This window comes from Mesorhizobium sp. B2-3-5 (assembly GCF_006442395.1).
In the GTDB taxonomy this organism is placed as follows: Bacteria; Pseudomonadota; Alphaproteobacteria; order Rhizobiales; family Rhizobiaceae; genus Mesorhizobium.
Genome location: NZ_VFVX01000003.1, coordinates 27546 through 42769, shown reverse-complemented (window position 1 = coordinate 42769; position 15224 = coordinate 27546). Strand labels below are relative to the sequence as shown.

The 15224-nt window shown below is 64.2% G+C and carries 18 protein-coding genes; 8 read left to right on the top strand and 10 right to left on the bottom strand.

Annotation, left to right across the window (positions count from 1 at the left end; genetic code table 11):
- Window positions 1-161 precede the first annotated feature (161 nt).
- The 4 genes from FJ958_RS04775 to FJ958_RS04760 all read left to right on the top strand — a co-directional run bounded on the left by FJ958_RS04775 (window position 162) and on the right by FJ958_RS04760 (window position 5128).
- The gene (locus FJ958_RS04775; RefSeq protein WP_140612469.1) at window positions 162-443 is read left to right on the top strand and encodes a hypothetical protein; all 282 of its coding nucleotides are present in this window, start codon (window positions 162-164) and stop codon (window positions 441-443) included.
- Between the two features lie 208 nt (window positions 444-651).
- Window positions 652-3309 carry a DNA translocase FtsK gene (locus FJ958_RS04770; RefSeq protein ID WP_140740071.1) on the top strand — a complete coding sequence of 886 codons (2658 nt, stop codon included), beginning with the start codon at window positions 652-654 and terminating at the stop codon, window positions 3307-3309.
- Window positions 3310-3441: 132 nt separating this feature from the next.
- Entirely contained in the window at window positions 3442-4122 is a 681-nt protein-coding gene (locus tag FJ958_RS04765; protein ID WP_140740791.1) for an outer membrane lipoprotein carrier protein LolA, read from the top strand.
- Between the two features lie 199 nt (window positions 4123-4321).
- Complete coding sequence (locus tag FJ958_RS04760; RefSeq protein ID WP_140740068.1) at window positions 4322-5128, top strand: exodeoxyribonuclease III; 807 nt, start codon at window positions 4322-4324, stop codon at window positions 5126-5128.
- A 71-nt stretch (window positions 5129-5199) separates the two neighbouring features.
- On the opposite strand, the gene FJ958_RS04755 is transcribed toward FJ958_RS04760, so the two are convergent.
- Window positions 5200-5661, bottom strand: coding sequence for a cyclic nucleotide-binding domain-containing protein (locus FJ958_RS04755; RefSeq protein WP_140740065.1), 462 nt, complete (start codon window positions 5659-5661; stop codon window positions 5200-5202).
- A gap of 120 nt (window positions 5662-5781) precedes the next feature.
- Window positions 5782-6465, bottom strand: coding sequence for a response regulator transcription factor (locus FJ958_RS04750; RefSeq protein WP_140612477.1), 684 nt, complete (start codon window positions 6463-6465; stop codon window positions 5782-5784).
- Between the two features lie 144 nt (window positions 6466-6609).
- Here FJ958_RS04750 and FJ958_RS04745 point away from each other — a divergent pair, with 144 nt between their 5' ends.
- Complete coding sequence (locus FJ958_RS04745) at window positions 6610-7146, top strand: L,D-transpeptidase (RefSeq protein ID WP_181176301.1); 537 nt, start codon at window positions 6610-6612, stop codon at window positions 7144-7146.
- A gap of 54 nt (window positions 7147-7200) precedes the next feature.
- Here FJ958_RS04745 and FJ958_RS04740 read toward each other — a convergent pair whose 3' ends face one another.
- Window positions 7201-7440 (bottom strand): hypothetical protein, encoded by a 240-nt coding sequence (locus FJ958_RS04740; protein WP_140740059.1) that lies wholly within the window; start codon window positions 7438-7440, stop codon window positions 7201-7203.
- A gap of 167 nt (window positions 7441-7607) precedes the next feature.
- Between FJ958_RS04740 and gcvA the strand changes: the two genes are divergently transcribed.
- Complete coding sequence (gene gcvA / locus FJ958_RS04735) at window positions 7608-8543, top strand: transcriptional regulator GcvA (protein ID WP_140740056.1); 936 nt, start codon at window positions 7608-7610, stop codon at window positions 8541-8543.
- Between the two features lie 22 nt (window positions 8544-8565).
- Here the strand turns inward: gcvA and FJ958_RS04730 are convergent, their stop codons facing one another.
- The 7 genes from FJ958_RS04730 to tsaD form a co-directional block, all read right to left on the bottom strand.
- Window positions 8566-9309 carry a glycosyltransferase family 25 protein gene (locus tag FJ958_RS04730; RefSeq protein WP_140740053.1) on the bottom strand — a complete coding sequence of 248 codons (744 nt, stop codon included), beginning with the start codon at window positions 9307-9309 and terminating at the stop codon, window positions 8566-8568.
- A gap of 22 nt (window positions 9310-9331) precedes the next feature.
- Complete coding sequence (locus FJ958_RS04725) at window positions 9332-9748, bottom strand: DUF1761 domain-containing protein (protein WP_140740050.1); 417 nt, start codon at window positions 9746-9748, stop codon at window positions 9332-9334.
- Between the two features lie 50 nt (window positions 9749-9798).
- Window positions 9799-10497: a methyltransferase gene (locus FJ958_RS04720; RefSeq protein ID WP_181176282.1), complete on the bottom strand. Its 699-nt coding sequence runs from the start codon at window positions 10495-10497 to the stop codon at window positions 9799-9801.
- Window positions 10452-10877 carry an EVE domain-containing protein gene (locus tag FJ958_RS04715; RefSeq protein WP_140740044.1) on the bottom strand — a complete coding sequence of 142 codons (426 nt, stop codon included), beginning with the start codon at window positions 10875-10877 and terminating at the stop codon, window positions 10452-10454. Before FJ958_RS04715 ends, FJ958_RS04720 begins: the two co-directional genes overlap by 46 nt.
- A gap of 90 nt (window positions 10878-10967) precedes the next feature.
- Entirely contained in the window at window positions 10968-11264 is a 297-nt protein-coding gene (locus tag FJ958_RS04710; RefSeq protein ID WP_140740041.1) for a YciI-like protein, read from the bottom strand.
- A gap of 20 nt (window positions 11265-11284) precedes the next feature.
- Window positions 11285-12316 (bottom strand): NAD(P)H-dependent glycerol-3-phosphate dehydrogenase, encoded by a 1032-nt coding sequence (locus FJ958_RS04705; RefSeq protein ID WP_140740790.1) that lies wholly within the window; start codon window positions 12314-12316, stop codon window positions 11285-11287.
- A gap of 11 nt (window positions 12317-12327) precedes the next feature.
- A complete protein-coding gene (gene tsaD, locus FJ958_RS04700) occupies window positions 12328-13413 on the bottom strand; it encodes a tRNA (adenosine(37)-N6)-threonylcarbamoyltransferase complex transferase subunit TsaD (protein WP_181176300.1) in 1086 nt (361 codons plus the stop codon).
- Window positions 13414-13514: 101 nt separating this feature from the next.
- On the opposite strand from tsaD, the gene hemC reads away from it, so the two are divergent.
- Window positions 13515-14441, top strand: coding sequence for a hydroxymethylbilane synthase (hemC, locus tag FJ958_RS04695; protein WP_140740036.1), 927 nt, complete (start codon window positions 13515-13517; stop codon window positions 14439-14441).
- A 2-nt stretch (window positions 14442-14443) separates the two neighbouring features.
- Window positions 14444-15160: a uroporphyrinogen-III synthase gene (locus tag FJ958_RS04690; RefSeq protein WP_140740034.1), complete on the top strand. Its 717-nt coding sequence runs from the start codon at window positions 14444-14446 to the stop codon at window positions 15158-15160.
- Window positions 15161-15224 lie beyond the last annotated feature (64 nt).

Sequence of the window (15224 nt, the reverse complement as noted above, 5' to 3'; positions counted from 1 at the left end):
GGGCCTCTTTTTTGAGAAATTCGTTCCGGCCGCGCCTGGATTCGCGCAATCACGTTGGCGTGAGAAAGATTTTTGAAAGAAACATCCACTGCTTTGGCCCGAACTGTGGAGGCGATCGTCGTCCTGGCGTTCGTCTGTACAACGCAGGGAAGGAATTTTTCATGAACCTCAAGAATATCTGCCTCGGGGCACTGGCGCTTTCCATGATCAGCGGCGTGGCTTTGGCTGGCGGCGCTCTCGACAGCCCAGTCGACATGTCGCCTTTCTTTACCGATTCCAGCATGAAAACCATGAAGCCCATGGAAGAATTCAAGGCGGCCTTCATGGCCATGCCGAAGGAAAAGCAGGACGCCATGATGAAGGAGTGCAACGACGCGGCGATGAGCAAGCCGCATGCCGAGTTCTGCGCCAATGTGCGCGCCCTTGGCGGCGCCAGCAAGTAACGCGCTGCCTGATCCACCCGATCGGATGGCGGGCCAGGGCGCCCGCCATTTTCTGGGGTGCTGGGCCCAGAAGTTCTCTGTAGCAGAGGGGTAACCATCGGCGGCCTTATAGTTAATGCGCCCTTAACCTTCCCACGCATAGTCTGGTCCTCGAATCTGCCGGAGTGCGTCATGCGCTCGGGCCAGGCAATCACTGACGGGGAAGAGCATGCGTTCAGGGGCTTCAGCACCGCTCGCGCTGACCGATACGGGGCACGGCATCCACGCTTTCGCGCGGCGCCAGGTCGGCCGGCTTGTCGGCGCCGGCCTGTTCCTGGCTGTGGCCTTCGGGGTCGCCAGCCTCGCCACCTGGAATGTTGCCGATCCAAGCTTCTCGCACGCCACGAACAACACCGTCACCAACGCCATGGGCTATGCCGGCGCGGTGTTCTCCGACCTTGCCATGCAGTTCTTTGGCCTCGCCGCGGTTGCGGCGCTGGTCCCGGCGGTGATCTGGGGATACCTCCTGTTTTCGGCGCGCGGTGTCGACAGGCTGCCCAAACGCGGGCTGTTCTGGTTCGGCTTCGCGCTGCTCGCCGCCGCGATCGCCGGCTGCATCGTTCCACCCAAGACCTGGCCGCTGCCCACCGGCCTCGGCGGCGTGTTCGGCGACATGGTGCTCAAGATCCCCGGCGTTCTCATCGGCGGTTATCCGACCGGGCTGATCGCCAGCGTGCTCGCCGTGTTGCTGGCAGCGCCGGCGCTCTGGCTGTTCGCCTATGGCTCGGCGCTGATCGGGCGCAAGAACGGCTTTGCCATCATGGAGGAGCCGGCGGCCGCCGATCCGCGCGAGGATGAGCTTCTGTTCGACAATGACGAGGATGAAGGCGACGAGGGCATACTGGCGCTCGGCGCCATCACCCATTGGTGGCTTTCATTCCGCGCGTGGATGCACCGGCGCGCGATGCGCCGGAGGCAGGAGCGGGACGAATACGAGCCTGAGATGCAGCCGCGCGCCAGCGCCTGGCGCCGCGCCGCCGAACGGGTCGAATCGGCCGAGTTCGCCGAGCAGCGGATGAGCCAGGATGGCCGCGCCCGCGTCGAGCCCGAATTCTTCGCCGCCATGGTCAACGACCGCAGCGTTTCCGTCGATCCGGACGATGACGACGTCTTCGGCAGCGGCGAAGACATGGATTTCGACGACGAGCCTGTCGCCCGGCGCGGTGCGGCCCCCACGGCCAAGGTGCAGCAGTTCCGTTCCGATGCCGCCACCCGCGTCGAGGCGCCGGCGCCACGCCCGGCGCCCGGCGCACGCGTCCAGCGTGAGGCGCAGACCTCGCTGATCGGCTCGGACAGGTTCGAGATGCCGTCGCTGCATTTCCTGTCGGAACCGAAGAACGTGGCGCGCGACCCGAGCCTGTCCAAGGATGCGCTGGAACAGAATGCGCGGCTGCTCGAAGGCGTGCTGGAGGATTTCGGCGTCAAGGGCGAGATCATTGCCGTTCGCCCGGGCCCGGTCGTCACCCTCTACGAGCTCGAACCCGCGCCCGGCATCAAATCGTCGCGCGTCATCGGCCTCTCCGACGACATCGCCCGCTCGATGAGCGCGATCGCCTGCCGCGTCGCTGTCGTGCCCGGCCGCAACGCGATCGGCATCGAACTGCCGAACGCCAAGCGCGAGACGGTCTATTTGCGCGAGATCATGGCCAGCCGCGATTTCGAGACGACCAAGGCCAAGCTGGCGCTGGCGCTGGGCAAGACCATCAATGGCGAGGCGGTCATCGTCGATATCGCCAAGATGCCGCACGTGCTGGTCGCCGGCACCACCGGCTCGGGCAAGTCGGTTGCCATCAACACCATGATCCTGTCGCTACTCTACCGGCTCACCCCGCAGGAATGCCGGCTGATCATGATCGATCCGAAGATGCTGGAACTCTCCGTCTATGACGGCATCCCGCATCTTCTGACACCCGTCGTCACCGATCCGAAGAAGGCGGTGGTGGCGCTGAAATGGACCGTGCGGGAGATGGAGGACCGCTACCGCAAGATGTCCAAGGTCGGCGTGCGCAACATCGACGGTTTTAACGCACGCGTCAGCCAAGCCGAGAAGAAGGGCGAGAAGATTTCACGCACGGTGCAGACCGGCTTCGACCGCCAGACCGGCGAGGCGATCTACGAGACGGAGGATCTCGATCTCGAGCCGATGCCCTATATCGTCGTCATCATCGACGAAATGGCCGACCTGATGATGGTCGCCGGCAAGGACATCGAGGGCGCGGTGCAGCGCCTGGCGCAGATGGCGCGTGCCGCCGGCATCCACGTCATCATGGCCACGCAACGCCCCTCGGTCGACGTCATCACGGGCACGATCAAGGCCAATTTCCCGACCCGCATCTCCTTCCAGGTGACGTCGAAGATCGACAGCCGCACCATCCTTGGCGAGCAGGGCGCCGAGCAGCTGCTCGGCATGGGCGACATGCTCTACATGGCCGGCGGCGGCCGCATCCAGCGCGTGCACGGACCCTTCGTCTCCGACGACGAGGTCGAGAAGATCGTCGGGCACCTGAAGCTGCAGGGCGTGCCGGAATATCTCGACGCCATCACGGAGGACGACGGCGAAGATGACGACGAGCCGTCCGGCAAGGGCGGTTCCGGCGGCGGGGGCGGCGGCAATTTCGAGGATTCCGACGATCCCTACGATCAGGCCGTCGCGGTGGTGTTGCGCGACGGCAAGGCGTCGACCAGCTACATCCAGCGCCGGCTCGGCATCGGCTACAACCGTGCCGCCTCGATCATCGAGAAGATGGAGAAGGAAGGCATTGTCGGCCCGGCCAACCACGCGGGAAAACGCGAAATCCTGGTACCGACCGAAGAGGATAAGTTCTGACGGAGGGGGCCACGGCAACTTTGAACCCTCTGGCGCGTTCAAGCGACTGGGCAGCGTTCGTCCCGCCAAACTTCAGCCCAACTGGGGGTCCAGGACAGCGATCAAATCAGGAATCAGATGAGAGTGACCGATATGAAAAATGATCTTTCAGCGCTCAGCGATCTTGCCACGACCCGACGCCGGCTGCTTGGCCTTGGACTGGTGTTCGCGGGTGCCGCAGCCCTCAATGTGGTGCCTGGATTCGAGTTGCTGGCGTCCGCGCAGGCCGCAGTACCGCCGGCCGCGCAGAAAATCGCCGACCATTTTTCCGCGGTCAAATCGATGAGCGGCGAATTTGTCCAGTTCGGCCCAAAGGGCGAGCAGACCGGCGGCAAGTTCTTCCTGGAACGGCCGGGCAAGATCCGCTTCAACTATGACGGGTCGTCCAATTTCCGGGTGATCTCCGACGGCAAGTCGGTGGTCATCCTCAACAAGAAGCTGAACACGTCAGACCTTTATCCGCTGTCGAAGACGCCGCTGAAGCTGCTGCTCGATGACCGGATCGACCTGTCGGGCGACCGCGTCAAGAGCGTCAAGGAAGAGGACGACCTGACCACCATCCAGCTCGCCGACAAGTCGGTGTTCGGCAATGCGCGGATCACCATGATGTTCGACCCAAAAACCTATGACCTGCGCCAGTGGACGATTACCGATGCGCAAGGCAAGGACACGACGGTGATGATCTTCAACACCAAGGAAGGGGTCAGTTTCGCCCCCGACACCTTTGCCATCGACTATACCGCAAACCGCGAACTGAATACGAAGACCAGGTAATCCGCAATCTCTGCGGAAAGCTTTTGAGCGCCGGCGCCGGCCCCTTATCTGGCTGCCACCATCTCTCCCGGACAGCTCTGTGTTCACGGGAAGAATGCCCGGCAAGGCAATGAGGGCCGCGCTGGCCTCTGACATTATTGCAGTACTTGTCTTTGTGACGCGCGGCTGGCAGTAGTTCGATCTTTGTCGGACCCGCCGCATGCCCTTTTCCATCGCCACCTGGAACATCAACTCCGTTCGCCTGCGCATGCCGATCGTCGAGCGCCTGCTCGATGAATACGCGCCCGATGTGCTTTGCCTGCAGGAGACGAAAGTTCCCGATGAACTGTTTCCCGAAAAGGCCTTCCGCAGGCTCGGCTACCAGCACATCGCCTTCCATGGCCAGAAGGGCTATCATGGTGTTGCGACGGTGGCGCGGCGGCCGATCGAGGTGGTCGAGAAGCGCCGCTTCTGCGAGATCGAGGACAGCCGGCATCTGTCGGTGACGGTGCGGGCCGGCGGCAAAGCGATCCTGCTGCACAATTTCTACGTTCCGGCGGGCGGCGACGAACCAGACCCGGAAATCAACAAGAAGTTCAGGCACAAGCTCGATTTCGTCGCCGAGATGAACGCCATCCGCGCCGAGCACAATGAGGTGTCGGGTTCGATCCTGGTCGGCGATCTCAACATCGCGCCGCTCGAACACGATGTCTGGTCGCACAAGCAACTGCTCAATGTGGTCAGCCATACGCCGGTCGAGACCGAAAGCTTCGAAGCGATGCGGCTGGCCGGCAACTGGGTCGACCTCATGCGGCTCAACGTGCCGCTCGAACAGAAGCTCTACACCTGGTGGAGTTATCGTGCGCAGGACTGGGAGCTTTCCAATCGCGGCCGGAGGCTCGACCATGTCTGGTCGTCGCCAAACCTGGTCTCCGATTTCACCGGCTACGAGATCCTGCGCGCGGCGCGCGGCTGGGATCGGCCGTCGGACCATGTGCCTGTCATCGCGCGCTTCGATCTGGATTGACCTGCCGAAGACAGCTATCCTCCACGCCCCCCTGCGCTCTGGCTTAGTAGGATTTTATATTTGCCGCGCCTTCACTCGCTGGTAAATCGCGGCGCCAATTGCTCGATGCGGCGGATCATGGCCTGAAAATCCTCCAGGATGCGCTGGTGCAGCTTCACCGCCACTTCCGGATATTCCTCCAGGATGCGGCGGAACATCTTGCGGCTGAGCCGGATCACTTCCGAATCGATTTCGGCCGACGCGCTGGTCAGCCGGTTGGTGTCGGCGATCAATGCCAGTTCGCTGAGCATCGTGCCGGGGCCGACTGTGCCTAGCGGGATGCGCTCGCCACCGTTCTGCTCGCGATAGAGCACGATACGCCCGCTGACGACGACGTAGGCCGAGTCGGCCACGTCGTCCTCGCGATAGAGCTTGTGGTCTGCCTGCAAGAAAGTGGTTTCGGCACCGAAGGCGAGCAGGCGCAACTGTTCCTGCGTGAAGCCTTCGAAAAGCCTCACGGCGGACAGGATGCGGATGTCGTCATCCAGCGCCATCTAGCTGTGTCCCCGAACGGTCAGTCCAGTCCTCCTTTGCGGTACGATCCAGAATCCCCCTCCAACCGGATCGTATCCGAAAGCGGCCCCGCCCAGACCGCCTATTGGATAGTGAAATGTTTAAGGAACCAGCTTGTAGCCGCCGCTTTCTGTCACAAGAATTTCGGCATTGGAAGGATCGCGCTCGATCTTCTGGCGCAAGCGGTAGACATGGGTTTCAAGCGTGTGCGTGGTGACGCCGGAATTGTATCCCCACACTTCCTCCAGCAGCACGTCGCGCGTCACCACCTTCTGGTCGGCGCGGTAGAGATATTTGATGATCGATGCCTCCTTTTCCGTCAGCCGCACCTTGCCGCCGCGCGGGTCGATAAGCAGTTTCTGGCTGGGCTTGAAGGTGTAGGGGCCGACCGAGAAGGTGGCATCCTCGCTCTGCTCATGCTGGCGCAGCTGCGCACGGATGCGCGCCAAAAGCACCGCGAAACGGAACGGCTTGGTCACATAGTCGTTGGCACCGGCCTCGAGACCGAGAATCGTGTCCGAATCGGTGTCATGGCCGGTCAGCATGATGATGGGCGCCTTGTAGCCGCCCTTGCGCAGGATCTTCACCGCCTCGCGGCCATCCATGTCGGGCAGGCCGACATCCATGATGAGCAGGTCGACGAGGCCACCGCGCGCCGCGGTGACGCCTTTTGCCGCAGTCGATTCCTGCAGCACGTCGAATTCCTCGTAGAGGGACAATTGCTCGACCAGTGTGCCGCGCAGGTCGTCATCGTCGTCGACGATCAGGATGGTGCGTGAAGTCATGGATCAATCCGTTGTTTTGAAAAGAAAATTCAGTTGACCGCTGCCTGTTTATGCGGAAGCTGACCGGCACAACAGCCGATCACAGTGATTTGTTCCGTGGCACGATCATACAAGAAAAAACGCGCGCGCAATGCAGCCGGCGCAATTTTGCCGAAAGGGCTGCGTGTGCTGACCGTGCGGCCAAGGCCCGGTCATCCGACTCAGGGCCTGCTGCAGGTCGGAAAAACGGTGTTTGCGTGCGCATTGGGGCGCGGCGGCATCTCGGCCGACAAGCGCGAAGGCGATGGCGCCACGCCGCTTGGCTCGATGCGCATCCTGGCGGGCTATTTCCGGGGGGATCAGTTTGCCGCCGGCCGCAGAACCCGCCTGGCGATGGCGCCGATCGGCCCCGATCTCGGCTGGTGCGAGGTATCGGACGACCGCAACTACAACCGTCCGGTCAGGATTCCTTATGGCGCCAGCCACGAACGCATGCGGCGTGACGACCGGCTCTATGACGCCTGCCTTGTGCTCGACTGGAACATCGCGCCGCGCCGCAGGGGACGCGGCAGCGCCATCTTCTTCCACCTGGCACGCCCCGGTTTCACGCCGACGGAAGGCTGTGTCGCCGTCACCGCGCGCACGATGGCGCGGCTGCTGCCGCTGCTGTCGGACCGTACGGTGATGCGGGTGGTGAGGTAGGCAGTAGGCAGTAGGGGACTGTCTTTCTGATGCCCACGCCCTACTGCCTATTCCTTATCTTCTTGGCTGCTGCCAGCCGATGTCGAGAAGGCCGAGCCGGCCGATCTCGCGGTCCATGGCCCGGACGATGTCCTTGCGGGCAGCGCCGATGTCGCGCAGCTGGCGGTCGGACAGGTCCTCGACATTCTGGTGCGGAAGGCTGACCGCGACCCTGGCCTGACGCAGCCAGTCACGGACCGACGATAGCCAGCCCGGCCGGGGGGCATAGGCAGGATGGAGAGCGATGTGAGACATGATGTGATCCGTTCTTCCGGGCTTCAAATCCGGCTTGACAGTGTTCCGATGTTCACATCATGCCCGATTGAAATCCTGGGAGGAAACGAGTAGTTTTTTCCCGATTATCAAGTTTTCTTTGAGGATCGAGGGGACGTCATGAGCCGCTTCGCGGAGGTCACGCGCTGATGGCGGCCCTGCTGCCGGGGACGCGGGCGCTGAGGACGCTGGAGGCTGCGGCCCGCCACCTCAATTTCACACGCGCCGCCGACGAGCTCGGCCTGACGCCGGCCGCCGTCAGCCATCAGATCAAGGAAATCGAGGATCAGCTTGGCATCGTGCTTTTCACGCGCACCAGCCGCACCATCCGGCTGACGGAGGCGGGCACGGTGCTGGTCGAAGCCGCGACCGATGCGCTCGACCTGCTCGGCAGGGCCGCCATGCGGGCGCGCAAGATGGCGCGTGGAACGGAATTCCTGAAGGTGACGCTGGACGCGCAGTTCGCGGCGAAATGGCTGATGCGGCGCGTCGAGGATTTCCGCAAGCAGAGGCCAGGCATCGAGCTCAGGTTCGACATCGCCTACGGGCTGCGCGACTTCGATCTCGACGATGTCGATGTCGGCATCCGCTTCGGGGCCGGCAAATATCCCGGGCTTTGCGCGCACCGCCTGTTCGACAATATCATCATTCCGGTGTGCAGTCCGGGCCTTTTGGCGTCAGGGCCGCCCTTGCGCGAGCCGCGCGATCTCTTCCAGCACACGCTCGCCCATATCGAATGGGCACGGCAGGGCGTGACATGGCCGAACTGGCGCATGTGGATGGCGGCGGCCGGCATCAACGACTTCGATGACAGCCGCACCGTGGTCTTCGGCACCTCCACGGACGCCGTCCAGGCGGCGCTCGACGGCAATGCCGTCGCGCTCGCCGATTTCGCCATGGTGGCAAACGACCTCTCCGAAGGCCGGTTGGTGCGGCCTTTCGAGCTGAGCATCAAGGTTGCCCCCGAATACGCCTATTTCCTGGTCTATCCCAAGGCGACGGTCGACGATCCGCGCATCGTCGCCTTCCGCGAATGGATCCTTGAGGAAGTGGCCAGAACGCGCGCCACGGACAAAGCTTATTAGGCCGGCCGCGCCAGCGTTTCGCTCAGGACCGGGCGTTGTGGCCGAAGATCATGCGGGTGTATTTCTTCCAGTTCCACTGCAGTTTCTTGTAGAGGAGCGGGTGCGGCTTGCCGGCAACGGAGGTGTGGAAGGTGCCGTTTTCACTGCCCTGTTCGGCGATCGGCCGCTCAAACCACAACATTTCCACCCCCAGTTCTTCGTCCATCCGTTCGATCTGGTGGTCGATACCCGTGGAGATCTTGTTGCGGGCGATCCAGGCGCAACGGGCTTCGGCGACCGGGCGGGTGATGAGGTAGGAATCGGCGCATCTGGCATGCAGTGCGGGATAGAGTCTTTGACCCCTGCGCAATTTCCAGCTCGGCGTGTAATAGTTGCTGCCATTGCCGAGGTAGATGACGGCCTTGCGCGCGGGGTCGCCGAGCTCGGCGAGCCCTTGCCGGAATTTGGCGACGAAGCCACGGGCGAGGAAGACGTCATCCTCGAACACCAGGCAATAGGGCAGGTCGGTCTCGAGGAAATCGCGCCAGATGCCGACATGCTTCAGCGCCAGCGAGACGGCGGCCGGGTGGGTAAAGGTTGGAGCGATCAACTCGTCGCGAATCTCAGGGGTGATGTCTGGGCGGTCCCAGTCGGTGTAGAAGTAGACGGGCACGCCGCGCCGCTCGAACTCACCGACAATGTGCCGGCGCCGATCATCGTAGCCCTGCTTGACGTGGCAGATCCGGGTGAACACCAGGTCGCGTGGAAATCCGGATTCGTCTGCCATCCTCAACGCACCCGTCATTCGTTCAGCCTGCCGCGGCGCCGAACCAGCCGACCACAGCGCCGATGATCAACAGCACGCCGAGCCAGTGACCGCCGTCGATGAGGGTCAGGTCCCAGCCGAAATTTTGATAGCGATGGTTGACCGAAAGCGTCGTGGCGACGAAACCCAGCCAAAGCACGAAACCGAAGACAAGGCCGGCCAGCAGTGTCGGCTCGCCCCCGGTCATCGCTCCGACAACCAGCGCCATGATGTAGGCCATGACCAGTTCGGCGATGAAGCTGATGACGAAAGGCAGCGGCGATCTCTTCATCGTCGCCGGGTCGAGTTTGGCGGCCTTCAGCCAGGGCTTGCTCAAAGCCATGTACCAGGCGGCGCCGAACAGCCATGCGACGATGGCGGCGGCGATCACCGCCAGCCAGTTCACTGCGGAAAAATCCATGAATTCCCCTCCGATGCGGATTTTATGGAAACGCCTGTTCGGCGACGGCGTCAAGCAAGTCGCCAGACCGTCGTGCGCTTGATCTCCGCGTCCTCGAGCGCCCGCGTCACCGGAACCTCGTAGACACCGAGCGGCTCCAGTCCCGATGGTGGCAGATAGGACCGCCCGGGATCGCCGACCAGAATCTGGGCGCCACGCTGTTTGAGCGCCGAAAACCAAGGCATCAGCCGGTCGGCGAAAGGCTTGTCGTAGAAGACGTCGCCGGCCAGCACGACGTCCCAACCCATATCGGCGCCGATGCAGTCGGTGCCGAGGAATTCGATTTCGACGCCATTGGCCTGTGCATTGAGGCGGACCGCGGTTTCACTGAACGGATCGATGTCGGCGGCGGTTACCCCGGCCGCGCCCGCCTTGGCGGCGGCGATGGCGACGAGGCCTGATCCCGAGGCGAAGTCGAGCACGCGCTTGCCCCGCACGGTGGCCGGATTGTCGATGACATAGCGGGCGAGGCCCTGGCCGCCGGCCCAGGCAAAGGCCCAGAAGGGTGGCGGCAGGCCGATCTCGACCAGCTCGTCCTCGGTTCGCTGCCACAGTCCGTGTGCTTCATCGGCAAGATGAAGCTGAATCTCGGGTACGTGCGGCGGCGCCATCAGCGCGGTGTTGTCGAGGATGAATTGCCTGGCGCTGTCCGGGGTAAGCGCCGTCACGGAGCAGGTGCCAGCCCACCCATGCGGCAGACTTCCTTCCATTCGGCCGTGGTCACCGGCTGCACGGAAAGCCGTCCAAGCCGCACCAGTGCCATGTCGGCAAGCTTCGGATTGGCCTTGATCTCCGCCAGCGTCGGCGGGGTCGGCACGTCCTTGAAGGCGCGGATGTCGACGCACTCCCAGCGCGGGTCGTCCGATGTGGTGTCGGGGTGGGCCAGCGCGCAGACCTCGGCGATGCCGACGACGTTGAGCCCCTCATTGGAGTGGTAGAAGAAGCCGAGATCGCCGATCTGCATGGCCTTCATGTTGTTGCGGGCGGCGTAGTTGCGCACGCCGTCCCATTGTGTGCCGGCCTTGCCCTTGGCCTTCAGTGCCTCGAAGGAGAAAACCGAGGGCTCGGACTTGAACAGCCAGTAGTTCATCTCAGGGGTTCCTTACCGTTGTCGCAGTATATCACCATAGCGTCGGCGCTGCCCCGCACCCTGCCCGATGAGGGTTGCGCGACCGAACGGTCATTCGCTCGCAGGCTTCATGAAGACCCAGTTCCACGCGCGGATCTCGACGCTTTCGAACAGGCCGGCCTTGGCATAGGGGTCGGCTGCCGCGAGGGCTTGCGCGCCGGCCATATCAGGCGCTTCGATCATCACCAAGCTGCCGTCCGGCTTGCCGTCGAAATCGAGGAAGGGGCCCGCAAAGGCAAGCCTCCCTTCGCTGATCAGGCCTTCCAGAAACGCCGCGTGCGCCGGCCTTGTATCGACGCGCAGCTGCAGGCTGCCGGGCTTGTCCTTGCAAATCAACGCAAACAGCATGGTCTCTAACTCCGGATGGTTCAGTCGTTGGTTTCGGTTTTCAGCGGCCGCGTCATCAGCGCCGTCACGGCCTGGTCTATGGTCACCTTGCCGTCCAGTATGGCGGCGACGGCGGAAATGATCGGCGCGTCGATGCCACGCTCGGCGGCGATGCGGGCGGCGATCGCCGCCGTCGGCACGCCCTCGGCCAACGGCAATCCGGAAAGCGCCTTGCCTTGCCCAAGCGCCAGCCCATAGGCGAAATTGCGCGATTGCGCCGACGAGCAGGTGAGTAGCAGGTCGCCAAGGCCGGAAAGCCCCATCAAGGTCTCGGGCCTGGCGCCGAAGGCGGCACCGATGCGGCGCAGTTCGACGAAGCCGCGCGTCACCATGGCGGCCTGGGCGCTGGCGCCGAGCCCGGCCCCGATCACCGCGCCGGCGGCAATGGCGAAGACATTCTTCAAGGCGCCGCCGATCTCGACGCCGATCAGGTCGCTGCTCGAATAGCAGCGCAGGTTCTCGGCGGAAAAGCGGGCGGCAAGGTCGGCGGCCAGCATCTCGTCACGGGCGGCGACCACCACCGCTGTCGGCAGGCCACGCGCGACATCGGTTGCGAAGCTCGGGCCGGACAGGGCCGCGACGGGATTTTTCGGCAGGATTTCTTCGACGATTGCCGACAGCAGGGCGCCGGTGTCACGCTCGATGCCCTTGGCGCAGAGCACAAGCGGGATGCCGGCCGGCATATGATCTCTCGCCGCCGCCAGCGTTGCCCGTAAGGATTGCGCCGGGGTTACCGCCAGCACGCAATCGGCGTCGGCGAGCGCTGCCTCGATGTCGCTCGTCGCCTCGATGCCTGGCGCTATGGCAATACCGGGCAGATAGCGCGGGTTCTCGCCACGGCCGATCGCCGCCACGGTTTGCGGGTCGCGCGCGTACAGGCGCACCGAATGGCCGGCGCGCAGCATGGCCAGTGCCAGCGCCGTGCCCCAGGCTCCGCCGCCGAGCACGGTGACACGCCATCCGTTTTTGCCCGGACTACTTGTCGCTTGACCGCCTATCGCTTGGCCGCTCATTGCCTCACCAGTCATGCCTTGGCTCCGCGCCGGCCGGAACCGACCATCGGCGCCGAGATGCTGTCCAGCGGCCAGCGCGAGCGCGGCACGAAATCGAAGCCGTTCTCCTGCGCCAGGCCTTCGCGCAGCCGTTCGATGCCGGCCCAGGCGATCATCGCCGCATTGTCGGTGCACAGCTGCAGCGGCGGCGCGACGAAGGTGAAACCGGCCTCCGCGCAAAGCCGCTCCAGCGTCGCCTTGATCGTGCGGTTGGCGGCGACGCCGCCGGCAACAACCAATGCGGGCTGCTTGGTGCCGGGAAATGTTTCGCCGAACCGCTTCAGCGCGCGAGAAACGCGGTCGGCCAGCGCATCGGCGACCGCCGCCTGGAACGAGGCGCAGATGTCGGCGACATCCTGATCGCTGAGCGGCTCGATCGCCGTCGCGGCCTGGCGCACGGCGGTCTTCAGCCCGGAGAAGGAAAAGTCGGGCTGTGCCGAGCCCTTCATCGGACGGGGGAAGGCAAAGCGTGTCGCGTCACCTCCTGCCGCCGCTTTCTCGACATTCGGCCCACCGGGATAGGGCAGGCCGAGCATCTTGGCCGTCTTGTCGAAGGCTTCGCCGAGCGCATCGTCGATGGTGGTGGCCCAGCGCTGGTAGTCGCCGACGCCGCGCACGGCCAGGATCTGCGTGTGGCCGCCGGAGACGAGCAGCAGCAGGTAGGGAAACTCGAGCCCGTCGGTCAGCCGGGCCGTCAAGGCATGGCCTTCGAGGTGATTGATGGCGATCAGCGGCTTACCGGCCGCCGCGGCGATAGCCTTGGCCGTCATCAGCCCGACGATCAGGCCGCCGACCAGGCCGGGGCCGGCGGTGGCGGCGACCGCATCGATATCGGCAAGGGCCGTGCCCGAATCGGCAAGGGCGGCCTCGATGATGCCGTCCAGCGCCTCGACATGGGCGCGCGCGGCGATCTCGGGCACGACACCGCCGAAGGCGGCATGTTCCTCGATCTGGCTGAGCACCACGTTGGAGAGGATTTTCGGCGCGCCGCCGCCCTCCAGCGCCACGACGCTGGCGGCGGTCTCGTCGCAACTCGTCTCAATGCCCAGAACGCGGATCAATTCGTCGCTGTCTCCAGAGATTGTATGTCCGGGCGTTCCTCGTTAGGAGAATGCCCGGAAACGCAAAGCCAGCCGGGGGTTATCACGGACCGCGCGCCATGCAAACAATCTTGAAAATCGGAACACGCGGCAGCCCGCTGGCCCTGGCGCAGGCGCATGAGACACAGGCGCGGCTGATGGCCGCGCATGGCCTGCCGGCGGAAGCCTTCGAGGTCGTCGTCATCTCGACCAGCGGCGACCGCATCCAGGACCGGCCACTGTCGGAAGCCGGCGGCAAGGGCCTGTTCACCAAGGAGATCGAGGAGGCGCTGCTCGCCGGCGCGATCGACATCGCCGTGCATTCGTCGAAGGACATGCCGACGCAACTGCCCGATGGCCTTGAGCTCTCCGCCTTCCTGCCGCGCGAGGATGCGCGCGATGCCTTTGTCGGCAAGGCGGCGAAGAGCATCGCAGAGCTGCCGCGCGGCGCGACAGTCGGCTCGTCGTCGCTCAGGCGACAGGCGCTGATCCGCCGCATGCGGCCGGATCTCGACGTGGTGATGTTCCGCGGCAATGTGCAGACGCGGCTGCGCAAGCTCGATGAAGGCGTCGCCGCTGGCACCATCCTTGCCTATGCCGGGCTGAAGCGGCTCGGCCTCGACCATGTGCTCACCGACCTGATGCCGCTCGACATCTTTCCGCCGGCGCCGGGCCAGGGCGCGATCGGCGTCGAGACGCGCATCGGCGACAGCGAGGTCGAGAAGATACTGCTGGCCATCCATGACGTGCCGACCGGACAGGCACTCGCTTGCGAGCGCGCCTTCCTGGCGGCGCTCGACGGCTCCTGCCGCACGCCGATCGCCGGCTACGCGGCGATCGTAGCCGGGACGCTCTCGTTTTCCGGGTTGATCATTTCGCCCGATGGTACCCAGTCGCACACGGTCGAGCTGCGGGGGCCGGCACAGGACGCCGTCCGCATCGGCGATGAGGCGGCGCGGACAGTGCGGGCCAAGGCCGGCGAAAAGTTCTTCGACGGCTGGCTCTGAAAATGCTTCGCGTCCTGGTGACCAGACCTGAGCCGGGCGCATCGCGCACGGCGCGGCGGCTTCAGGATAAAGGTTTTAAGCCGGTTCTCCTGCCCCTGACCGAAACGGTGGCTTTGCCTGCCGATGCCCGGCTGGTTCCAGACGACGCTGTCGCTGTTGCCGTCACCAGCGCCAATGCGGTGCGCCATGCCTCAAACGAGATAATCGCGGCGTTGGCTGCTTTGCCTTGTCACGCCGTTGGCGCCAGAACCGCCGAAGCGGCGCGCAAAATGGGACTTTTGCCGGTCGTCGAGGGTTCCGGCGATGCCGAGGCGCTTGCCGGCGGCATTGTGGCGGCGTTTGCCGGCAAGACCGTCGTCTATCTCTGCGGACGCGTGCGGTTTCCAATATTCGAACAGCGGCTGGAGGCGGCTGGAGTGCGGGTTCGCGCGGTCGAAACATACGACACCCTTCCGGTGCCGTATTCGGACGAGACCGTTCTTGCGCGGCTGTCCAGCGAGCCGGTCGATGCGGTGCTGCTCTATTCCGCCAAGGCGGCTGTCGCGTTGCAGGCCCTGGTCAAACGACCCGCCTTGAAAGGACTATTTAAAAATACAAGGATTTTCGTACTTTCCGCGCGCATCGCCGCTGCCTTCGACGACAGCGCCGGCAAAGCAATTCGCATTGCCGCACGGCCCGACGAGGAGGCATTGCTGGCGCTTTTGACGGAGCAGGCGTGACCCGCGTCATCACACCGCCCCTTTTCACCGCTTGGTGATGTGCTAGACCCTTCTGAACCATCAC